This window comes from Paramesorhizobium deserti, from assembly GCF_001558695.1.
Taxonomy (GTDB): domain Bacteria; phylum Pseudomonadota; class Alphaproteobacteria; order Rhizobiales; family Rhizobiaceae; genus Paramesorhizobium; species Paramesorhizobium deserti.
Genome location: NZ_LNTU01000034.1, coordinates 200210 through 221365 on the forward strand (window position 1 = coordinate 200210; position 21156 = coordinate 221365).

19 protein-coding genes are annotated in these 21156 nt (G+C 62.0%); 5 read left to right on the top strand and 14 right to left on the bottom strand.

Going from position 1 to position 21156, the window contains the following annotated elements; translation table 11 throughout:
* Positions 1-40 precede the first annotated feature (40 nt).
* On the top strand, positions 41-2338 hold the full coding sequence (locus tag ATN84_RS17205) for a Tex family protein (RefSeq protein WP_068882908.1): 2298 nt from the start codon (positions 41-43) through the stop codon (positions 2336-2338).
* Between the two features lie 248 nt (positions 2339-2586).
* On the opposite strand, the gene surE is transcribed toward ATN84_RS17205, so the two are convergent.
* The 5 genes from surE to ATN84_RS17230 are packed head-to-tail and all read right to left on the bottom strand — an operon-like array spanning position 2587 to position 8251.
* Entirely contained in the window at positions 2587-3327 is a 741-nt protein-coding gene (surE, locus tag ATN84_RS17210) for a 5'/3'-nucleotidase SurE (protein ID WP_068883538.1), read from the bottom strand.
* A 2-nt stretch (positions 3328-3329) separates the two neighbouring features.
* Entirely contained in the window at positions 3330-4490 is a 1161-nt protein-coding gene (locus tag ATN84_RS17215) for an MBL fold metallo-hydrolase (protein ID WP_068882910.1), read from the bottom strand.
* On the bottom strand, positions 4487-5566 hold the full coding sequence (locus ATN84_RS17220; protein WP_068882912.1) for an ABC transporter ATP-binding protein: 1080 nt from the start codon (positions 5564-5566) through the stop codon (positions 4487-4489). Before ATN84_RS17220 ends, ATN84_RS17215 begins: the two co-directional genes overlap by 4 nt.
* A complete protein-coding gene (locus tag ATN84_RS17225) occupies positions 5554-7254 on the bottom strand; it encodes an ABC transporter permease (RefSeq protein ID WP_068883536.1) in 1701 nt (566 codons plus the stop codon). The genes ATN84_RS17220 and ATN84_RS17225 overlap by 13 nt, the downstream gene beginning before the upstream one ends.
* Before the next feature lie 10 nt (positions 7255-7264).
* A complete protein-coding gene (locus ATN84_RS17230; RefSeq protein WP_068882914.1) occupies positions 7265-8251 on the bottom strand; it encodes an ABC transporter substrate-binding protein in 987 nt (328 codons plus the stop codon).
* A 301-nt stretch (positions 8252-8552) separates the two neighbouring features.
* Here ATN84_RS17230 and ATN84_RS17235 point away from each other — a divergent pair, with 301 nt between their 5' ends.
* Positions 8553-9530 (top strand): sugar-binding transcriptional regulator, encoded by a 978-nt coding sequence (locus ATN84_RS17235; protein ID WP_068882916.1) that lies wholly within the window; start codon positions 8553-8555, stop codon positions 9528-9530.
* Between the two features lie 2 nt (positions 9531-9532).
* Here ATN84_RS17235 and ATN84_RS17240 read toward each other — a convergent pair whose 3' ends face one another.
* From ATN84_RS17240 to ATN84_RS17250, 3 genes are all read right to left on the bottom strand, one after another.
* A complete protein-coding gene (locus ATN84_RS17240) occupies positions 9533-9898 on the bottom strand; it encodes a hypothetical protein (RefSeq protein ID WP_068882918.1) in 366 nt (121 codons plus the stop codon).
* A gap of 60 nt (positions 9899-9958) precedes the next feature.
* Complete coding sequence (locus tag ATN84_RS17245) at positions 9959-11242, bottom strand: NAD(P)/FAD-dependent oxidoreductase (protein ID WP_068882921.1); 1284 nt, start codon at positions 11240-11242, stop codon at positions 9959-9961.
* A 79-nt stretch (positions 11243-11321) separates the two neighbouring features.
* Entirely contained in the window at positions 11322-12254 is a 933-nt protein-coding gene (locus tag ATN84_RS17250; protein WP_068882923.1) for a LysR family transcriptional regulator, read from the bottom strand.
* A 128-nt stretch (positions 12255-12382) separates the two neighbouring features.
* Between ATN84_RS17250 and hglS the strand changes: the two genes are divergently transcribed.
* Positions 12383-13783 (top strand): 2-oxoadipate dioxygenase/decarboxylase HglS, encoded by a 1401-nt coding sequence (gene hglS / locus ATN84_RS17255; RefSeq protein ID WP_068882925.1) that lies wholly within the window; start codon positions 12383-12385, stop codon positions 13781-13783.
* A gap of 92 nt (positions 13784-13875) precedes the next feature.
* On the top strand, positions 13876-15408 hold the full coding sequence (gene amaB, locus ATN84_RS17260) for an L-piperidine-6-carboxylate dehydrogenase (RefSeq protein ID WP_068882927.1): 1533 nt from the start codon (positions 13876-13878) through the stop codon (positions 15406-15408).
* A 22-nt stretch (positions 15409-15430) separates the two neighbouring features.
* Here the strand turns inward: amaB and ATN84_RS17265 are convergent, their stop codons facing one another.
* From ATN84_RS17265 to ATN84_RS17290, 6 genes are all read right to left on the bottom strand, one after another.
* Positions 15431-16141 carry an XdhC family protein gene (locus ATN84_RS17265; RefSeq protein WP_068882929.1) on the bottom strand — a complete coding sequence of 237 codons (711 nt, stop codon included), beginning with the start codon at positions 16139-16141 and terminating at the stop codon, positions 15431-15433.
* Entirely contained in the window at positions 16141-16479 is a 339-nt protein-coding gene (locus ATN84_RS17270; RefSeq protein ID WP_068882931.1) for an XdhC family protein, read from the bottom strand. Before ATN84_RS17270 ends, ATN84_RS17265 begins: the two co-directional genes overlap by 1 nt.
* 91 nt (positions 16480-16570) lie before the next feature.
* Positions 16571-17296 carry an amino acid ABC transporter ATP-binding protein gene (locus tag ATN84_RS17275; RefSeq protein WP_068882933.1) on the bottom strand — a complete coding sequence of 242 codons (726 nt, stop codon included), beginning with the start codon at positions 17294-17296 and terminating at the stop codon, positions 16571-16573.
* Entirely contained in the window at positions 17274-17933 is a 660-nt protein-coding gene (locus ATN84_RS17280) for an amino acid ABC transporter permease (RefSeq protein ID WP_068882935.1), read from the bottom strand. The genes ATN84_RS17275 and ATN84_RS17280 overlap by 23 nt, the downstream gene beginning before the upstream one ends.
* Positions 17930-18601, bottom strand: coding sequence for an amino acid ABC transporter permease (locus ATN84_RS17285; protein ID WP_068882937.1), 672 nt, complete (start codon positions 18599-18601; stop codon positions 17930-17932). Before ATN84_RS17285 ends, ATN84_RS17280 begins: the two co-directional genes overlap by 4 nt.
* A gap of 72 nt (positions 18602-18673) precedes the next feature.
* Positions 18674-19468: a transporter substrate-binding domain-containing protein gene (locus ATN84_RS17290; protein WP_068882939.1), complete on the bottom strand. Its 795-nt coding sequence runs from the start codon at positions 19466-19468 to the stop codon at positions 18674-18676.
* Positions 19469-19718: 250 nt separating this feature from the next.
* On the opposite strand from ATN84_RS17290, the gene ATN84_RS17295 reads away from it, so the two are divergent.
* The gene (locus ATN84_RS17295; protein ID WP_068882941.1) at positions 19719-21152 is read left to right on the top strand and encodes an NfeD family protein; all 1434 of its coding nucleotides are present in this window, start codon (positions 19719-19721) and stop codon (positions 21150-21152) included.
* The last annotated feature ends 4 nt before the right edge of the window (positions 21153-21156 follow it).

Sequence of the window (21156 nt, forward strand, 5' to 3'; positions counted from 1 at the left end):
TGACTATGGTTGCCCTCCCTGAGATCAGCACGAGACCGACATGGCAGAAGACATCAAGCGCCTCGCCCCCCTCATCGCAGCAGAGATCAATGCGCGCCCCGACCAAGCCGCCGCCGCAATCGGGCTTTTGGACGAAGGCGCGACCGTTCCGTTCGTGGCGCGCTACCGCAAGGAGGTGACCGGAGGGCTGGACGATACGCAGTTGCGTCTGCTGTCCGAGCGCCTTGTCTATCTGCGCGAGCTGGAGGCGCGGCGCTCGACAATCGTCGAATCCATCCGCTCGCAGGGCAAGCTTACGCCCGAACTGGAAGGCAAGATCGCCGGTGTCAGCACCAAAGCGGAACTTGAGGATATCTACTTGCCCTATAAGCCAAAGCGCCGCACCCGCGCCGAAATCGCGCGTGAGCGCGGGCTGGGGCCGCTGGCGGAAGCCATCCTCGCCGACCGTAAACTTGTTCCGGCGGAACTGGCAGCTTCCTACATCACCGATGACGTGCCTGATGTGAAGACGGCGCTCGAAGGCGCGCGCGACATCATCGCCGAAGGCATGGCCGAGAATGCCGACTTGCTCGGCCGCCTGCGCAATCACATGAAGGATCGCGCCTTCCTGCGCTCGCGCGTCGTGGACGGCAAGCAGGAGGCGGGCGCTAAGTTCTCCGATTATTTCGACCACACTGAGCGCTGGGCCACCGTGGCGGGCCATCGCGCGCTCGCCATGCTGCGCGGGCGCAATGAAGACGTGCTGTCGCTTGAAATCGAGGTGGACGCCGACGACACCTCGCCGGTGAAGCCGGTGGAGCGGATGATCGCCGCCGCCTATTCCATCGGCGCGACCTTGCCCGGCGACCGCTGGCTGATGGACGTGGCAGGCTGGACCTGGCGGGTGAAGCTGTCACTGCACCTCTCGCTCGACATGATGCGCGAACTCCGCGAACGCGCCGAGGAGGAAGCGATTCACGTCTTCGCCCGTAACCTCAAGGATTTGCTCCTTGCCGCGCCCGCCGGCGGACGCGCCACCATGGGCCTCGACCCCGGCATCCGCACCGGCGTCAAGGTCGCGGTGGTCGACGGCACGGGCAAGTTGCTTGCCACGAGCACCGTCTACCCCTTTCCACCGAGAAACGACTTGCGCGGAACTCAGGCAGAATTGGCAAGCCTCATCCGCAAGCACAAAGTCGAGCTCATCGCCATCGGCAACGGCACGGGGAGCCGCGAGACGGAGCGCATCGTCGCCGATATGCTTGCGGACATGCCCGCGCCGAAGCCGCTGAAGGTGATCGTCTCGGAAGCCGGCGCCTCCGTCTATTCCGCCTCCGAAGCGGCGGCGCTGGAATTCCCCGGCCTCGATGTGTCCTTGCGCGGCGCGGTGTCCATCGCCCGCCGCTTGCAGGACCCGCTGGCCGAACTCGTCAAGATCGAGCCGAAATCCATCGGCGTCGGCCAGTACCAGCATGATGTCGATCAGTTCCGCCTCGCCCGCGCGCTCGATGCGGTGGTCGAGGATGCGGTGAATGCGGTCGGCGTCGATCTCAACACCGCCTCGGCCTCGCTGCTCGCCCGCGTCTCGGGCCTGGGTGCCTCGCTGGCGGAAGCTATCATCGCCCACCGCAATGAGACCGGCCCGTTCAAGAGCCGCAAGGAGCTTCTGAAAGTCCCGCGCCTCGGCAACCGCACCTTCGAGCAATGCGCGGGCTTCCTGCGCATACCCAACGGCACGGAGCCGCTCGACGCCTCATCCGTCCACCCGGAAGCCTATGGCGTGGCGAAGAAGATCGTCACCGCCTGCGGGCGTGACGTCCGCTCGCTGATGGGCGACAGTGCGGCGCTGAAGGCACTGAACCCAGGCGTCTTCGTGGACGAACGCTTCGGCCTGCCCACCGTGCGAGACATCATCGCGGAACTGGAAAAGCCCGGCCGCGATCCACGCCCCGAATTCAGGACCGCGACCTTTGCCGATGGCATCGATGATATCAAGGACTTGAAGCCCGGCATGCTCTTGGAAGGCACGGTAACCAACGTCGCCGCCTTCGGCGCCTTCGTCGATATCGGCGTCCATCAGGACGGCCTCGTCCATGTCTCGCAACTCGCCGACCGCTTCGTGAAGGACCCGCACGAGGTGGTGAAGGCCGGCGACGTGGTGAAGGTCCGCGTGTTGGAGGTGGACGTACCGCGCAAGCGCATCAGCCTCACCATGCGCAAGGATGGGGAGGCCGCGCCAGCGCGCGGCAGTGATCGGCAGCAGAAAAGCACAGGCAAAAGTTTCACGCCGAAGCCGCAGGAAAAGCCGACGGTGGGAGGATTTGGTGCGGCGCTGGCGGAGGCGATGAAGAAGAAGTAATTGGACGCGAAAACTGCGCTTTCTGGATCGCGTCAGTGCTGCTGAGATATCGGCACCTCCTTGCCGTGGATCCTCCGGTCAAGCCCGAGGATGACAATGGGAGGGATGCATTCGGTAACCGTCAACCGCCTCCTCCGCCATAAAGCCACTTTGCCCCTACAGTCGTCATCCGGCTTGACCCGAGGATCCACGACAAAGAGGCAAAAACAGTGTTGCCATTCTCGACAGGACCGGAAAAGTAGAGGTGCCTATCCTAACCGTTCCAATATCTCGTCTTCCAACCCCGTCTCCCCAAACCAGTTCAGCCGATTGACACAAATATAGCCCCGGTCGATCAGATCGTTCTCATCCCCCGGCGTGCTCGAATGCGCCCGCCCGCGCGGCACGATCAGCACTGTCTGCCCGTCCTCCTCCGAAACGATCTCCGCAATGGTGCCGATCTTGTCGCGGCCGATGCGCGGCTGCGCTACCTTCGCAGGCAATATGGCGGGCAAGTTGACGCTGAGCCAATGGCCCTCCAAAGCCCAGGCATCCCGCCCCGTCCAAAGCCGCTCAACGAAACGCGCGAGAAAATCCGCGTCCCCCACGCGCACATCCGGATTCTTCACCCGTGAAAACCCGATTGCCGGAACACCCCAGAACGTCGCCTCGCGGGCAATGCCCAGCGTGCCGGAATAGATGATGTCCTCTGCGGCATTGCGCCCGTCATTGATGCCGGCAAGCACCAGATCAGGCTGCTGCCCATCCTTGAAGAGCCAGGTCATTGCCGTTACGACGCAATCGGCAGGCGTGCCGGAGCAGGAATAGCGATTGCCGCCCAGATGCTTGATGGTGAGCGGCCTGCCGATGGTGATCGAGGCGCTTGCCGCCGTGCGCTTGCCATCCGGCGCAACCACCCGAACATCGTCCGAAATCCGCCGGGCCACCTCTTCGAGGAGCTTCAGCCCCGGCGCGTCAATGCCGTCGTCATTGCAGACCAGAATGCGCATGATCATTTTTCTTTCAAGTCGATGAAATCGCCGGTCACACGATCGCCCCGCAGCCCGGCAAGATGCGGACGCAACTCTTCAAGCCCGCCGGGCGTACAGGAATGGCCGAGCACCGAGGGCTTGCCTGCCTGTTCCCATATGCCGATAAGACCGGACAATGTCGGATGAGTCGGCAGCCGAATCCAGTCCGCCCGGCCCTGCTCGTAAAGCCTATGAGCGGGCGTTCCTTCAGGGAGATGGCCGGTCAGCAGGATCGGACAGCCTTTTGCGTCAGCCAGGGGAATAGCCGTGGCGGAAGGCCCGGCCCGGCCCATGCCGTCATCGGTGATCAGCGGACAGGAGGGAAGCGGCTGGCCCTCGCGCCAGTCCTCCGCCTGGGCCAGACGCCAGCGGAGCAGTTTGATGGCATCGGGGAAAAGCATATCCGCCGCAAGCTGCGCTTCGAGAGCCGCGCGCATGCGGGCATGGACGGCGAAGCGATCCGGCAGGATCGCCATCAGTTCGAGCGAACGCCCGGATAATGGTGTCGGCAGAAGACAGCCGCCGGCGTGTTCTTCGATCCATTGCCGGATGGCGCTTGCACGCGCGCTGCCCGACACGGGATCAGCGCCATAGGAAGCATCCAGGATCAACAGGTCACATTGCGGCAACGGGTCCATGATGAAGACATTGCTGTCCGGCACCACATCCGCCGAATAGACGATGCGCCTGCTATTCGTCTTGGCGGCGAACCAGACGCCGCCCGCCACATGGCCCGAACGGCCTGTCGCGATTGTCAGGCCGCCAAGGTCGATGGCATCGCCCGGCCTGAATAGCTCCACCGCCTCGGCGACAAGCGGAAAAGCCTCGAGATGTGCTCTCTCGCCATAATGGGCAAGCGTCTCCGGGCTCTCGGCCAGCGTTTCCGCCGTCATGAAAATGCGGCCCTTGAAGCCACGCGACAGAAGCCAGCTGAGACCACCGACATGATCCTCATGCGCATGCGAGATGAACAGCGCGTCCAATGCCCGAATGGCCTCATCATCGATCAGGGGATAATAATCCCGGCCCGTCGCCCCGACCTTGATGCCGACGTCGAGGAGCACGCGCCGGTCGCCGGTCTCGATCCCGACGCTGGTGCGGCCCTTCTCGCCGAACCCGCCATGGAGCCCGACGCGGATCAACGAACGGCTCCCTCAGCCCGCGGAATGACCCAGCCGGTCCTGATGGCAAGACGCGCCTGCGTCCCCTCCTCCAGCCTTGCCGGATCGGGCAGATCGAAATGCAGCTCGATATCCGGCCGCTCTGCCGGAGAAGCTTCGATGCGCGAGCCGCCGCCACGATAGATGGAGCGCTTAACGCGGATCGGGATGCCGCCCATCTCCACAACCTCCAGATCGCCGGCCCGGACACAGACCTTGGCATCCGCACGGGCGATCTCGTCCGGACGGCAGCGCAACACGGCCTCCTGCCCCAATATCCGCACCCGGCAGGCGCCATCCTGTGCCGCTGAGAGGATTTCTGCAGGCAGCACCATGCCCTGCGCGATGAAGGAGGCGACCATCTCGTTTGCCGGCTCTTCATAGAGCATACGCGGCGTGGCGAATTGCATGAGCCTGCCATGGTCGAGCACGGCGATCCGGTCGGCGAGCGCCATCGCCTCCGCCTGATCATGGGTGATATATACGATGGTGGTTCCCGTGCGCTTGTGGAAGGCCGCGAACTCATCCTCCATCGCGGCACGCAAATGTACGTCGAGATTGGCGAGTGGCTCATCGAACAGCACCAGCGAAGGCGCCGCGACGAGGCACCGCGCCAGCGCCACGCGCTGCCGCTGGCCGCCCGAGAGATTGGCCGGGCGGCGCTCGCCGAATCCCTGCAGATTGACGAGCGCCAGCGCCTCTTCCACCCGCTTCTCGCGCGTGGCTTTATCGACCTTCGCCACCCTAAGGCTGTAGCCGACATTCTCCGCTACATTCATATGCGGCCACAGCGCATAATTCTGGAAGACGATGCCGACCTTGCGGTTCTCGGGCTGCACATTGATGCCTGCCCCGGACATAACCTTCCCCCCGATGGTGATTTCGCCGTCGTCCGGCTGCTCGAAGCCTGCAACCATCCTGAGAAGCGTGGTCTTGCCGCAGCCGGAAGGCCCGAGCACGGCGACGAATTCCCCATCCGCCACGTCGAGCGAGACATCCGACAGCGCCGCGAAATCAGCGAAGCGTTTGGTGAGGTTTTTAACTTTCAATCCCGCCATGGGAGAACTCCGCTGGGAAGATGCCGCGCGAACAAATTGGTGGAGAGCATCAGAAGGAAGGTGACTGCGACGACCAGAACAGAGATGGCCGCCGCATAGGACGAATCCCCGCCTTGCTCGAAGGAGAAGATAACGACGCCGATCGTCTCCGACCCGGAGGCCCAGAGCAGCGCCGAGACGGTCAGTTCCGAAAAGGCGGTCATAAAGATCAGCACGCCGCCGGCAAGCGTTGCCGGTGCAACGAGGGGGAAGATGATCGTCCGCATCCGCCGCATCAGCCCCGCGCCCGCCACCTGCGCCGCCTCCTCCAGCGCCCGGTCTATCTGGTGCAGCCCGCTGATGGTGGGCCTCAGCGCCAGCACCAGGAAGCGCGCGAGATAGGCATAGAGGATGATCCAGATGGTGTTGTAGATGTGAAGCCCGATCACCGGCACCGGCTTCAAAAACAGAAGCAGCGAGGCAATGGCGAGCACCACGCCCGGCAGCGCATAGGGGAGTTCCGCAGAGAGATTGAGGAACTTCGTCCACCAGCGCTCCCGCCATGTGATGAGATAGCCGAGCGGCACTGCCAGCACTACGGCGAAGGCCGCGGCTGCGAGCGAAAGGCCGATGCTGTTGCCGAAGGCGCGGCTCGCGGCGCCATGTTCGGTGAGGATGAATTTGAAGTTGGCGAGCGTCGCCGTTTGCCAGTTCAGCGGCACGCCATAGGCCGGCACAAGGGCGGTTAGCAAAAGGCCGACGAGCGGCAGCACCAGCACCAGAAGAATGAGCAGTGCCAGCCCCGCCTCGACTGCGATTTGCCAGCGCCCGAGCGCGAAGGGTTGAGCCGGCAGAGAAGTCGAAACGATGCGGTAATCGCGGCGGCGCGCAGCGTAGTCCTGCGCGAAAATGCCCGCCATGGCGATGATACCGATCAGCATGGAAAGCACTGCGACCTCAGACAAGACAGACGGCCCTGCCCCGGCGAGCCGCTGGTAGATCAGGGTCGGCAGGACGAGATAATTTGCCGGGATACCGAGAAAGGCGGGGATGCCGAAATTGCCGACGCAGGAGACGAAAGCAAGCGCCGTCGCCCCGATGATCGAAGGCGTCATCAGCGGCAGGATGATGGTGGTGAGCACCGTCCATTTGCCGGCACCGCTGCTCAAGCCCGCCTCGACCAGCTCGCGCGGGAGCTTGCGCAACCCGGCGCGCACGATAAGGAAGACCAGCGGCCCATATTGCACGCCAAGAAGCAGGATAATGCCTCCGGTCGAATAGAGCGGATTGCGGCTGCCGAGCGGCGGAGCAAGGCCAATGAGCTTCAGGAACGGGCTCGCTGGCCCGAAAAGCTGCAGCCAGGCAAGCGCCGTCACCTGCGGCGCGATGAGGAGCGGCGCGACGAAAAGCAGGACGAAGGCGCTGCGAAAGCGGATATCGGTAAGACTGATCAGAAGGGCCACGGCCGTGCCGAGAATGACGGCGAGCAGCGTGCCGCCGATGCCGACCTGCAGCGAATGCCATGTCGCCACCCAGGTGGCGGAACTTGAGAGCGCCGATTGCAGCGCCGTGGTCGAAAACCTGCCCTGCGGCGCGATGATCTCCATCCCGAGGCGGAACATCGGCAGGATCGAGAGTGCCGCGACGACAACCGTCACCGTCGCAATCAGGGCCGCGTCATGGCCCTGATGCCTTTTGGTATCAAGCATGCTGTCGATCCTATCCGCCAAACAGTTCCGAGAAACGCTTCTTGTCGGCGTCAGTCTCGGCCAGGACCTTCTGCGTGTCGATCGGCATGATCTTCACTTCCGTCCCCTCGGGCAACCAGGTGGGACGCCCAACGGAAGCCTTGGCGGGGAGATAGCCCTGCTCGAGCGCCAGCTTCTGGCCTTCGTCGGAGAGGATGAAGTCGACGAACTTTTCCGCACCTTCGGCGTTCTTGGCCGTCGCCATGATGGCCACCGGCTCGGTCACGGCCGGAACACCCTCGGACGGGAACACGAACTCGACCGGCGAGCCCTTGGCCTTGGCGTTGAGCGCCATGAAGTCGACGAGGATGCCATAGGGCTTCTCGCCGCTCGCAACCGATTTCAGCACCGCGCCATTGCCGCGCACGCTCACAAGTTCATTTTCCTTCAACTTCTCGAAATAGCCCCAGCCAAGGTCGGAGTTGAGCGCGAAGCCCGAGAGAAGATAGGCGGCGGCACCCGAATAAAGCGGGCTCGGCATAACGATCTGGCCCTTATATTCCGGCTTGGCGAGATCGGCCCAATGCTGCGGTTTTTCAGTGGCGGCGGAATTATAGGCGATGCCCGTCGTGATCAGCTTGCTGCCGAAATAGGTCTTTTCCGGATCATAGGAATCGGCCGGAAAACCTTCCGTATTGGCCTTTTCGTAAGCGCGCAGGCGCTTGTCCTTTTTGAGCGCCTCCATCGAAACCGCGTCGGCGATCAGAAGAACGTCGGGCTGAGGGGCGCCGGCGGCGAATTCGGCCGCGAGCTTGCTCAGGATATCGCTGGTGCCGGAGCGGTAGACCTGGACATCGATATCCGGGTTCACCTTGCGAAAGCCCTCGACGGTCTTAGCCGCGTCGGCTTCCGGCTGCGAGGTATAGAGCGTCAGCGTTTCGGCATGCGCCACGCTGATGGCAAGCGAGGCGGCAAATAGCGCGGGAATGGCGAACATCCCCTTGAGAATGGTTTTCATGCTGCTTCCTCCCGAAATGCCTTTCGGCTGTTCCTCTCTTTTATATCCCGGCAAAGCCTGATCCTCCATCAGCCTTGCCGAAGCATCTGCGCATTTCTCTTGTGCGGATTTATCATTCCTGTTCATTTGTCACCTGTCAAATACATTTGAACAAAATTCTCGCGGACGTGCCAACACCCGCTTGCCGCGCATAAGCACGGAAGGCGAGTGGACATAGACCAACTATGGGAAATGCAATTCAGTTATATGACAGTCGCAAAATTATTTTACTTAGTGATATAGGGGCAAAAAGGAGGATGGTATGGAAAAGAAAATGCACCAGACGGACATACCGTCCCTGCCCATGGTCTCCTCCAACCTCAAGATCAAGACGGCTTGGCTCTACTATGTCGAAGGGATGACGCAGGAGCAGATAGCCGAAAAGCTCGGAGTGAGCCGGGTCAAGGTCATGCGCACGCTTGCCGCCTGCACCGAGGAAGGCATCGTCGTCACCACCATCAACCGGCAAACGGCGGCTCAGATCGCGCTTGAGCGCGCGCTGGAAAGCCGTTGGGGCCTCTCCGCGGCAGTCGTTGTCCCGACGCCTTCAAGCGAGGCTCACCTGGAAACCGCCATCGGCCATGCGGTCGCGCAATATCTGGGCGAGCAGATGACCAACGGCATGACGCTCGCCATCGGCGGAGGTGCGACGCTTTACGCCAGCCTGAAATTCATCGAGCGGCGCAAGCTCGAAGATGCAAGTGTCGTCGCTCTTGTCGGCAGCCTGCCACACGCCCGCTGGATCAACCCCTCTATTGTTGCGGCCAAGGTCGCCGAAATCTATGGGATAGACAGCTATCAGATCACCGCGCCCGTCATTGTGGACGATCCAAAACTGCGCGAGGCGCTTTGGGCCCAGCCGACGCTGAAGGAGGTCAGGGACAAGGCCGCCAGAGCCGATATCGCGCTTCTGACGGTCGGCAGTCTGACGCCGAAAGCAACGATCTTCCGCCACGGCATCGTCTCGGCCGATCTGATCGACCCGTTGAAGGCAAAAGGCGCGGTCGCCAATATCCTCTGCCATTTCGTCGATGCCGAGGGCAGGCTGGTGGATCACCCCGTCAACAGGCAGGTGATGGCAATGGACCTCGATATCGTCGCGCGCATTCCCAATGTCGTTATCGCCGCCGGCGGAACGGAAAAGATCGAGGCCATTCGTGCGGCGCTCAAGGTCGTCTCCGCAAGCGTCCTCATCACCGACAGCGAGACGGCAAAGGCGCTGACGGCAGAAACCGAATAGATCTAGAGAACGCCCCGGCTTCGAAGGAAATCGAGAAGCCCGACATGCGTGTGCTTCTCGAATTCGGCCGCCGCTTCGGCGAAGCGCTTGCGCTGGTTGATGAGCATGCGGAACACCTGCTTCATCTCGGATGAAACACCGAAGCGCTCCCAACGCTCCGCCACATGCTGCGGCAACTCAAGATCACTGCAGAACTCGGCGATGTTGCGGTAGCCGAGCTCCGCCAGGCATTCCCTGACTTCCGCTGCCGGCATGCGCTCCTCGACCGCATGGTCGTGCAGGCGCTGCGCGACCAGGCGCAGATCGGACGGCGCGGAATCCATGACGCGATTGAGGATCGAGCGGACGTCGGAAGGAAAATCTGGCATGGCGCGCTCCTGAAGGGACGAATGTCTGTCAATACTATATCGGCGATATCGCTCCGGCAATCAAATGATCGTACCCGCCAGATGCGCCAGTTGAGCCCCGGTTTCGTAATAGGCCTCGCGTAGCCTACGGAATGTCTGCTCCTGCGGGTCGGTGACCGGGAGCGGCAGATCCGCCTCGCCAAGCTCGCCGCTGATATGGCGCGCCAGCACCTGCCCGAAAACGGTGCCGGGCGCGATGCCCCGCCCGTTATAGCCGCTGAACCCGATGACACCAGGCGCCAGGCGATGAAATTTCGGCAGGGCGTCGCTGGTCATGCCGATATTGCCGTACCATCCCGCCTCGAATTCCACCTCGCCGATATCCGGGAAGATGCGGGCTAACGCCCGTTTCGCCCAGATACGATGCACCGCCGTGCCGGTGCCGCGCAACGCGCCCACACTGCCGAAAATGAGCCTGCCCTGCTGGTCGAAACGGAAGGAGGAGAGAATTTCCTTCGTATCCCACGCGCCCTGCCGGTCTGGCAGGATGAATGCGCGGATATTCTCGGAAAGGGGTTTTGTGGCGAAATTGAAATAGGGCAGATGCACAAGTTCCGCCCGCACCTGTGGCCATGGCGCCTTGGTATAGGCATTGGTCGCAACAATAATCCAGTCCGCCGAGACCGAACCTTCCGGCGTCTGCACCGACCAGCGCTGCCCATCACGCTCGGTCGCAACAACGGGACTGCCGGTGAAGACTTGGGCACCCGCCTCGATCGCCGCGCGGGCGAGCCCCCTGACATAGCCGAGCGGCTGGATGGTGCCGGCACGCAAGTCCAGCAGCGATGCGGCATAGGCGGTCGAGCCGACCTTCCTCGCCGTCTCGCCGGCGTCGAGCAGCCGCACCGGCGCACCACGCTTCACCCATTGCTCGGCACGCTGTTCGAGCTCCTTGACGCCCGCCACACCGACGCCGCAATGAAGCGTACCGGTGCGTACGGCCTCGCACTCGATTTGATGTTTTTCGATCAGCTCGAAGACGAGATCGGGCGCATTGCCCAGAAGTTCGAGCAGCCGCCCGCCATAATCCTCGCCCAGCACGCCGGGTAGATCGTCCGGCATCACCCACATGCCGGCATTGACCAAACCGACATTGCGCCCAGAGCCGCCAAAACCGATTTCGACGGCCTCGAGCACCGCCACCTTCGCGCCTTTCTCGGCCAGATGCAGCGCCGCCGAAAGTCCGGTATATCCGCCGCCGACGATGACGACGTTGACACTGACATCGCCTCGCAGCGGTGCCGTCTGCGGCGCGGCGGGCGCCGTCTTTTCCCAGAGACCGTGAGAACGAGGATCGTTAAGCATCGAATTTTTACTCTTTCGGATATTGATCCCAGTTCTCATTGATATGACGCCCCCAAAGAAGCGCTATTTGCTCAAGAGATCATTCCCGGCCGGAATGAACCAATACCTCGTAGTCGTTTTTGCCCACCTGACCCGAAATCCACGTACAGAATGTCTGCGTCAGCGGGTTTTCATGCTTCCCCTCAGGCACCACCAGATAATAGTCGTTCTCCGTCTTGAGCGGCTTGTCGAAGATGAGGACGAGGCGCTTTTCGCGCAATTCCTGCTCGATGAGGTAAAGCGGCAGGAGTGCGAAACCCATACCTGCGAGCGCCGCCTCGATCACCATCGAGAATTGGTCGAAGCGATGGCCACGATAGGCTGACCGCGCCTCGATGCCGCATGCCTCGAACCATTGCGCCCAGATCTTCGGCCGCGTCGCCAGATGGAGCAGCGGCTCATCCTCTAGTGCCGTCGGCTCCCGGATCGGATGCTCCGCCAGAAATGCAGGGCTTGCAACCGGAACGATCAGCTCGCTGCAGAGATAGCTGCAGGTGGCATGCGCCCAGACCGGCTGACCGTAATGGATGGCGAGGTCGAAAGGTTGTTCGTCGAAATCGAATACCGCAGAGCGCGAGGCGACATTGAGCGCCACACTTGGATTCAAACTCAGGAAATCCGGCAGGCGCGGCATCAGCCAGCGGCTGCCGAAGGTCGGCAGCGTGGCGATCGAGAGCGAAGATGCCGATTGCGCCGATGCCATGGCGCGTAGCATCGTATCCTCGGTCTGATTGAGCAGACGGCGCACTTCAGGGAGGAACTTACGCCCCGCATCGGAAAGCAAGATGCGCTGGCGGATGCGTTCGAAGAGGAGCACCCCCAATTGCCCTTCGAGATCCTTGATCTGCCGGCTCACCGCGCTCTGCGTCAGGTTCAGTTCATGCGCAGCCTGGGTGAAGCTGCCATGCCGCGCCGCGCATTCGAAGGCCTGCAGCGTGGCGATGTCAGGAATAAGCCTTCGGCTAAGTTTCATTCCCGCCTCGCATCAACATAGTCGAATCCATTGCCATCACGCCCAAAAAGACCCCGATATTATCCGCTTTCCGCATGATATAGCACGCCGACAGATCATGCTTCATCCAAAATGCGAGACGTTTGACGATGAAAGAAGAGAGTTTCGTTTCCGCCGACGACATCCGCTCGGCCTTCTCCGCGGCGATGTCCGTCATGTACCGCAAGGAAGTGCCCGCCTATGGCACGCTGCTCGACCTGGTGGCGGACGTCAACAAGGCAACGCTCGATGCCGCGCCGCAATTGCGCGAGCGGCTAGTAGAGACCGATTCGCTCGACCGCATCTCCGAGGAGCGCCACGGCGCCATTCGCCTCGGCACGGCGGCTGAACTTGCCATGATGCGCCGCGTCTTCGCCGTGATGGGCATGTTCCCGGTTGGCTATTACGACCTGAGTTCCGCCGGCGTCCCTGTCCACTCCACCGCCTTTCGCCCCATCGGTGATGCGGCGCTGAAGCGCAACCCGTTTCGTGTCTTCACCTCGCTCCTGCGGCTGGATCTGATTGCGGATCGTGGTCTACGCGACGAGGCCGAACGCATACTTGGCCAGCGCCGCATTTTCACATCCCGCGCCGTCGAGCTGGTCGAAAAGGCGGAGACACAGGGCGGGATCGTTCGTGAGGACGCCGCCGCGTTCGTCGCTGAGGTTCTCGAAACTTTCCGCTGGCACGACAAGGCCAATGTAAGCGCGGAGCTTTACCGCCGCTTGCACGACGCGCATCGCCTCATCGCCGATGTGGTCTCCTTCAAGGGGCCGCATATCAACCATTTGACGCCGCGGACGCTCGATATCGACGCCGTGCAGCGGCTGATGCCGGAGCGCGGCATCGCGCCGAAGGCGGTGATCGAGGGGCCGCCGGCACGCAAATGCCTGATCCTGCTGCGCCAGACCTCGTTCAAGGCGCTGGAGGAGCAGGTCTCCTTCATCGACGGCGATGGCACATGGAAGCCGGGTTCGCACACCGCCCGTTTCGGCGAGATCGAGCAGCGCGGCATTGCGCTCACCCCCAAGGGCCGCGCGCTCTATGACAAGCTTCTCGATGAGACGCGCCAGCGTGTCCGCCCCACGCCTGACGGCTCCAATGCCGCCGAATATGAAAAGGCGTTACAGCAGGTCTTCCGCGCTTTCCCCGACGATTGGGCACAAATCCGCGCTCAGGGCCTTGGCTATTTCGCCTATTCCATCGCGCCCGATGCAAAGGCGAAGAAGCATCCTGAGACGGGTGATCTCGAAGCGCTCATCGCCGCCGGTGTGATATGCTTCGATCCGATCACCTATGAGGACTTCCTGCCCGTCAGCGCGGCCGGTATATTCCAGTCCAATCTTGGCGACGATGAGCGCCAAGAATTCGTCGAAAGCCCCAACCAGAGGCGGTTCGAGAGTGATCTTGGCGCCAGCGTGCTGAACGAATTCGAGCATTATGCCCGCATCGAGCGCGAATCAGCGGAAGCCGCACTCCGCGCATTGAGGGCAACCGAACCGGCGGAATGACATGCCGGTATCGAATTCCCATCTATGATGGAAATGGACAAAAGAGCCGCCGCCAGCCTGGCCAGACAGAACGATTGAGAGGAAGAGGAACCATGGATAGCTCAGTCAACAAGATCGATGTGAAGCGCGAGACCGCAGAACTTCTGGAGAAGCTCGGCGTCGAAGCGTCAAGCTATACCTCCGGGGATCTCGCTTCCTTCACTCCCGTCACCGGCGAGCAGATCGCCAGCGTCAAAACCCATTCCGCCGCTGACGCAGAAAAAATCATCGACAAGGCCGATGAAGCCTTCCGGCAGTGGCGTCTCGTGCCCGCGCCGAAGCGTGGCGAGTTGGTGCGCCTCTTCGGCGAGGAACTGCGGCAGTATAAGAACGAACTCGGCCGGCTCGTCTCCATCGAGGCGGGCAAGATCCCGTCCGAGGGCCTCGGCGAAGTGCAGGAGATGATCGACATCTGCGATTTCGCCGTCGGCCTCTCGCGCCAGCTTTACGGCCTCACCATCGCCACCGAGCGGCCCGGCCACCGCATGATGGAGACCTGGCATCCCCTCGGCGTCGTCGGTGTCATCTCCGCCTTCAACTTCCCGGTCGCCGTCTGGTCGTGGAATGCGGCGCTGGCGCTCGTCTGCGGCAATGCCGTGGTGTGGAAGCCATCGGAAAAAACGCCGCTGACCGCGCTCGCCTGCGATGCCATCTTCGCCCGCGCGCTGAAGCGCTTCGGTGACGCGCCCGAGGGCCTGTCGCAGCTCCTGATCGGCGACCGTGCCATCGGGGAGGTGCTGGTCGACAGCCCCAAGGTGCCACTCGTCTCGGCCACCGGTTCCACCCGCATGGGCCGCGAGGTCGGCCCACGCCTCGCCAAGCGCTTCGCCCGCTCGATCCTCGAGCTCGGCGGCAACAATGCCGGCATCGTCTGCCCCTCGGCAGACCTCGACATGGCGTTGCGCGCCATTGCCTTCGGCGCCATGGGCACGGCGGGCCAGCGCTGCACGACACTGCGCCGTCTGTTCGTGCATGAAAGCGTTTATGACGCATTGGTCCCGCGCCTGAAAAAGGCTTACACCAGCGTTTCCGTCGGAAGCCCGCTGGAAACCTCCGCGCTGGTCGGCCCGCTAATCGACAAACCCGCTTTCGACAACATGCAGAAGGCGCTGAAGGAAGCAGCCGCCAATGGTGGCATCATCACCGGCGGCGAGCGGATCGATACCGGTCATGCGGACGCTTACTATATGAAGCCCGCTTTGGTGGAGATGCCCAAGCAGGTATCGCCGGTGACTGAGGAAACCTTCGCCCCGATCCTCTACGTGATGAAGTACAGCGATTTCGACGAGGCGCTGCGCGACCACAATGCGGTCGGCGCCGGCCTGTCGTCCTCAATCTTCACGCTCAACCTGCAGGAGGCCGAGCGCTTCCTCGGGCCCGACGGCTCGGATTGCGGCATCGCCAACGTCAATATCGGCACCTCGGGCGCAGAGATCGGCGGCGCGTTCGGCGGCGAGAAGGAGACGGGCGGCGGGCGCGAATCCGGCTCAGACGCCTGGAAGGCCTATATGCGCCGCGCCACGAACACCATCAACTATTCGAAGGCCCTGCCGCTGGCCCAGGGTGTGTCGTTCGATATCGAATAGGATCAACGCCGGGAAAGCGGCTTCACGCTTTCCCGGCTTCTGCCTCGGTTTTCAGATTGCGCTTGCGAAGCGCCGAGATAATCTCCCCCAGCACGGCGACGGCGATTTCCGCCGGACTGGCAGCACCGATATCCAGGCCGATCGGCGCGTGGATGCGCCCGATCTGCTCCTCCGACAGTCCGGAAGCTTTCAGCCGTTCGACACGTGCCGCATGGGTCCGACGGCTTCCAAGCGCGCCGACATAGAAGCAATCGGCGAGAAGCGCTTCCTTCAAGGGATAGTCATCGATCTTCGGATCATGCGTCAGCGCCGCAAGCGCCGTGAATGCATCGAGTGGCCGCGTTTTCAGCACATCTTCCGGCCATTCCGCATGAAGCGGTATATCGGGGAACCGCTCCTCGGTGGCGAAAGCGGTGCGCGGGTCGATGATCTCCATGTCATAGCCGACAATCTTCGCCATCGGCGCCAGCGCCTGGCTGACATGCACCGCCCCGATTACTATCAGGCGCGGCGGCGGCAGATGAACGTTGACGAAGAATTTGCGCCCGTCCATCTCCACAACGCGGGATTTTCCCGAGCGGAATGCTTCATCGACGGCGGCAGCAAGGCCTTCCTCTACCGGATCACCCGGCGCGATCACCCGCTCCTGACCTACGGTCAAGTCGGTGAGCAGGATCACCGCGCGGCGCGCATGACGCGCGGCATTGAGCGCCTTGAGACTGCTTATATCCATCAGCCAATCCGCTCCACATAGACGCTGATACGGCCGCCACAGGAAAGCCCAACCCGCCAGGCGGTTTCGTCGGCGACGCCGAATTCCAGAAGACGCGGCTTGCCATCGGCAATCACGTCCATGGCCTCGGTGATGACCGAGCCCTCGACGCATCCGCCAGAGACCGAGCCATGGAAATTGCCCTCGCCATCGATGACCAGATGGCTACCAACCGGGCGCGGCGCGGATCCCCAGGTTTCGATCACCGTGGCGATGGCGACGGTCCGCCCCGCCTCGATCCATCGCTCGGCCACATCCACCGGCGCCGAGATATCATCGGGTGAAAAACTATCCTGCATGGGTAAAGCCGTTCATTGCTGGAGCCTATCGCCTATCCCGATGATATAGGGACAGTGAAACCACAACCGCAACCGAACTTCGCGTTACCGGCTAAAGCATGCCGAGAAACTGCTTCAACTCAGGCGTTTTCGGATTGGAGAAAACCGCGTCCGGCGGGCCAATTTCATGCGCCCGGCCCTGGTGCATGAATACCACCCTGCTGCAGACGTCGCGGGCGAATTTCATTTCATGCGTCACCATCAGGAGCGTCATTCCCTCAGCCGCCAGCTCGCGCACCACAGCCAGCACCTCCGACACAAGTTCAGGATCGAGCGCGGAGGTGATCTCGTCGCAGAGCAGTGCGATCGGCTGCATGGCCAGCGCCCGCGCAATCGCCACGCGCTGCTGCTGCCCGCCGGAGAGCTCGTCGGGATAGGCATCGAACTTGTGCGCCAGCCCGACCCGCTCCAGCATCTTGTGCGCCATCGCCTCGGCTTCGGGCTTCGCCGTCTTCTTCACCACCATCTGCGACAGCATGACATTGCCGCCCGCCGTTAAGTGCGGAAAAAGATTGAACTGCTGGAAAATCATGCCGACCTTCAGCCGCAGCGCCTTGAGATGGATTTCGTCCGGCTGCAACTGCGCGCCGGCAACGGAAATGGAGCCGCTGTCGATATTCTCCAGCCCGTTGATGCAGCGCAGAAGCGTTGATTTGCCCGAGCCGCTCTTGCCGATGATGGCGATCACCTCGCCCGGCTCGACATCGAGATTGATGCCCTTGAGCACTTCGTTGGCCCCGAAGCTCTTGCGGACCTCAGTGATTTCGATGAGCGACATTGAGCTTCCTTTCCAGAATCTGGCTGCTCTTCGACAACGGCCAGCAGAGAGCGAAATAAATGAGCGCAACGAGCCCGTAGACGGTGAATGGCTGGAAGGTGGCGTTGGTCACCATGGTCCCAGCCTTGGAGAGTTCCACGAAGCCGATGATCGAAGTCAGCGCAGTTGCCTTGATGACCTGCACCGAAAATCCGACGGTCGGTGGAATGGCGATCCGCAGTGCCTGAGGCAGGATCACGTAACGCATCTGCTGGACATAGCCCATGCCGAGGCTGGAGGATGCCTCCCACTGTCCCCTGGCGATGGCTTCGACACAGCCGCGCCAGATCTCCGCGAGGAATGCGGCCGTCCAGAGAATGAGTGCGACCGCCGCCGCCAGCCATGCTGGAACATCGATGCCGAAGAGCCCCAGGCCGAAGAACGCAAGGAAAAGCTGCATCAGCAGCGGCGTGCCCTGGAAAAGCTCGACGTAATATCTGGCGAAAAGCCGTAGCGCACGGCGTTTGCCGATCCGCATGAAGAGGAGCAGTGTTCCGACCAGCCCCCCGCCGATGAAGGCGACGAGCGACAAAAGCACGGTCCAGCGCGTGGCAAGGAGAAGATTGCGCAGGATATCCCAGAGTGAAAATTCGATCACCGGCGCATCCTCCTGGGGAAGATCAGCAAGCCCGCGGCTGCAAGCACCTGCCTGAGCGCGATCGCCAGAAGAAGATAGATAGCCGTCGAAACGAAATAGGCTTCGAATGCCCGGAAGGTGCGGGACTGGATGAAATTCGCCGCAAAGGTCAGATCTTCCGCCGCGATCTGCGAAACGACGGCCGAACCCAGCATGACGATGACGATCTGCGAAGAGAGCGCCGGCCATATCCGCTGCAGCGAAGGCACCAGAATGACATAACGGAATGTCTGGATCGGCGACATCGCCAGACTCGCTCCCGCCTCGAACTGGCCGCGCGGCGTTGCCTGGATGCCGGCCCGGATGATTTCGCAGCTATAGGCGCCCAGATTGACGATCATCGCCAGATTGGCCGCCTGCAATTCGCTCATCTGCAGCCCCAGCGACGGCAAGCCGAAGAAGATGAAGAAGAGCTGGATCAGGAACGGCGTATTGCGGATCAGCTCCACATAGGCGGTGATGGCCGGCCGCAGCCATCCTGGCCCGAGCGCCCTCGCCCAGGCACAGAAGATGCCAAGCGCCACGCCGAGGACCGCACCAACCGCGATGAGCTCGATAGTGATGCCGATGCCCTTCAGGAGCACGGGCCAATATTGGCCGAGCCACGCGAAATCGAAGACATATTTCAAGGGAAAGACCCGTCTTTTCGGGAAAATCGAATGCTGCCCCGCCGATGGCGGAACAGCGATCGATGCGGCTTCTTAGAGATCGGCGGGAAGATCAGCACCCAGCCATTTCTGCGAAATGGCATTGAGCGAACCGTCGACCCTGGCCTCGGCTATGATGGCGTTGACCTTTTCCCGAAGCGCCGGCTCAGCCTTGTTGAGGCCGATATAGCAGGGCGAGTTCTTGATCAGGAACTTCAGTTCCGGCCGCTTCGGCGGGTTCTTGGCGAGGATCGCCGCGGCAACCACATTGCCGGTCGCCACCACATCGACCTGTCCCGAAAGGAAGGCGGAAATCGTGCCGTTATTGTCTTCATAGCGCTTGATCACGGCATTCTTCGGCGCGATCTTCGTCAGTTCGAGATCTTCGACCGCGCCGCGCGTGACACCGATCGTCTTGTCGGCCAGATCCTCGGCTTTCGACACGCTCACCGCATCCGGCGCAAAAATGCCGTTGAAGAAAGGCGCATAGGCGGCGGAAAAATCAATCACCGCCTCGCGCTCGGCATTCTTGCCCAAGCTGGAAATGACCAGATCGACCTTGTTGGTCTGGAGATAGGGGATGCGGTTGGCGCTCGTCACCGGCACGAGCTCGGTCTTCACGCCCAGTTTCTCGCCGATCAGATTGGCCATGTCGATATCATAGCCCATCGGCGCCATATCCGTGCCGACGCTGCCGAAAGGCGGAAAATCCTGCGGCACCGCCACCCGCAGCACGCCGCGTGTGGTGATATCCGTCAGTGCGTCGGCCAATGCCGCCGACGCCGTCAGCAGCGGTGAAATGGCCAGAGTTGCGGCTCCGAAAATGGCAAGTAACTGTCTGCGCTTCATTCCAATGTTCCCCTTGTGGCTGTGGATGCGGCTGTTATTGCGCCAGAACAGCAATTCCCATGCCAAATGCCGGAATGCTGCATTTCGGCGGACATCTTGCGCGCTTTGTCCGTAATCCCATTGCCATCTGATGCGTTTGGATCGGAGAATGCTTAAATATTAGGCAGCGCTGATTTGAGGATGAAACCGGACGAGGTGTCATCAGAGCGATTACGGTGGAGAAAAACCCGGTAATGTCATAAGATGAACTATGGCTCGGGTGAGGAAAATCATCGAAAACTGCTCGGCATACACGCGTATCGCCCTTTCCGTTGTCCTGACATTGCTTGGGCTCCTCCTGTCGACTTTGCCGAATGATGCGCAGACGGGGCGCACGGCTCTGGTCTTCCATATCCGGGGCATCATCGGCCCCGCAGCGGTCGATTACCTCTCGCGTGGTCTGCACATGGCGGCCGAACGCAACGCGCCGCTCGTCATTATCGAGATGGATACGCCGGGCGGCCTCGATACCTCGATGCGCGATATCATCCGCGATATCCTTGCCTCGCCCGTGCCGGTCGCGACCTATGTCGCGCCAAGCGGCGCAAGAGCGGCGAGCGCCGGCACCTATATCCTTTATGCCAGCCATATAGCGGCGATGGCGCCCGGCACCAATCTCGGCGCGGCAACGCCGGTCCAGATCGGCGGTGGAGGCATGCCGTTCCCCGGCGACAACGAACAACCGAAGGATCAGGACCAGACCTCGGAAAAGAAGCCCGATGGCGATACGGCCCAGCCGCAAAAGCCCGGCAACGCGATGGAGGCGAAGGCCATCAACGATGCCGTCGCCTACATCCGCTCGCTCGCTGAATTGCGCGGACGCAACATCGATTGGGCGGAAAAGGCGGTGCGCGAAGCGGCCAGCCTGCCCGCCAGCACCGCGCTTAAGGAAAATGTCATCGATATCGTCACGCCGAACCTGGATGACCTTCTCGTCCAGGCCAACGGCCGCACCGTGACTGCGGCAGGAAACCAGATCACACTCAACACATCAGGCATTACGCTCGAGCATGTCGAACCCGACTGGCGCACGGAATTTCTGACCGTAATCACCAATCCGAACGTCGCCCTGATCCTCATGATGATCGGGATATACGGGCTCATTTTCGAGTTCATGAACCCCGGCGCCCTCTTCCCCGGCACCATCGGCGCCATTTGCCTCCTGATCGGCCTTTATGCCCTCGCCGTCCTGCCGGTGAACCTTGCCGGTCTCGGCCTCATCCTCCTCGGCCTTGCGCTGATGGCCGCCGAGGCGTTCACGCCGTCCTTCGGCGTGCTGGGCGTCGGCGGCGCCCTGGCCTTCATCTTCGGAGCCACCATACTCGTCGATACCGACGTTCCGGGCTTTCGCCTCTCATGGCCCGTGGTCGGAGCCGTTGCGCTGGCGAGCCTCGCGCTTTCCCTGCTGATCGTGCGCATGGCCATTGCCTCGCACAAACGCCCGGTGGCTACCGGCGCCGAGCAGATGATCGGCGCATATGGCGAGATATTGGACTGGCGGGGGAATGCAGGCCATGTCCTGGCCCATGGCGAGCGGTGGAGCGCCGTTTCGGGTACGCCGCTCAAAAAAGGGCAGAAGGTCCATGTCGCCGGCATCCAGGGACTTGTCCTCAAGGTTGAACCTTATACGCCCGAAAACAGTTAGGATC

Bases quoted from the DNA above. Each gene is read 5' to 3' on its own strand.
- ATN84_RS17205 (WP_068882908.1), top strand. From the start codon at position 41: ATGGCAGAAGACATCAAGCGCCTCGCCCCCCTCATCGCAGCAGAGATC.
- surE (WP_068883538.1), bottom strand. From the start codon at position 3,327: ATGCGCATTCTGGTCTGCAATGACGACGGCATTGACGCGCCGGGGCTG.
- ATN84_RS17220 (WP_068882912.1), bottom strand. From the start codon at position 5,566: ATGGCGGGATTGAAAGTTAAAAACCTCACCAAACGCTTCGCTGATTTC.
- ATN84_RS17225 (WP_068883536.1), bottom strand. From the start codon at position 7,254: ATGCTTGATACCAAAAGGCATCAGGGCCATGACGCGGCCCTGATTGCG.
- ATN84_RS17230 (WP_068882914.1), bottom strand. From the start codon at position 8,251: ATGAAAACCATTCTCAAGGGGATGTTCGCCATTCCCGCGCTATTTGCC.
- ATN84_RS17235 (WP_068882916.1), top strand. From the start codon at position 8,553: ATGGAAAAGAAAATGCACCAGACGGACATACCGTCCCTGCCCATGGTC.
- ATN84_RS17240 (WP_068882918.1), bottom strand. From the start codon at position 9,898: ATGCCAGATTTTCCTTCCGACGTCCGCTCGATCCTCAATCGCGTCATG.
- ATN84_RS17245 (WP_068882921.1), bottom strand. From the start codon at position 11,242: ATGCTTAACGATCCTCGTTCTCACGGTCTCTGGGAAAAGACGGCGCCC.
- ATN84_RS17250 (WP_068882923.1), bottom strand. From the start codon at position 12,254: ATGAAACTTAGCCGAAGGCTTATTCCTGACATCGCCACGCTGCAGGCC.
- hglS (WP_068882925.1), top strand. From the start codon at position 12,383: ATGAAAGAAGAGAGTTTCGTTTCCGCCGACGACATCCGCTCGGCCTTC.
- amaB (WP_068882927.1), top strand. From the start codon at position 13,876: ATGGATAGCTCAGTCAACAAGATCGATGTGAAGCGCGAGACCGCAGAA.
- ATN84_RS17265 (WP_068882929.1), bottom strand. From the start codon at position 16,141: ATGGATATAAGCAGTCTCAAGGCGCTCAATGCCGCGCGTCATGCGCGC.
- ATN84_RS17270 (WP_068882931.1), bottom strand. From the start codon at position 16,479: ATGCAGGATAGTTTTTCACCCGATGATATCTCGGCGCCGGTGGATGTG.
- ATN84_RS17275 (WP_068882933.1), bottom strand. From the start codon at position 17,296: ATGTCGCTCATCGAAATCACTGAGGTCCGCAAGAGCTTCGGGGCCAAC.
- ATN84_RS17290 (WP_068882939.1), bottom strand. From the start codon at position 19,468: ATGAAGCGCAGACAGTTACTTGCCATTTTCGGAGCCGCAACTCTGGCC.
- ATN84_RS17295 (WP_068882941.1), top strand. From the start codon at position 19,719: ATGGCTCGGGTGAGGAAAATCATCGAAAACTGCTCGGCATACACGCGT.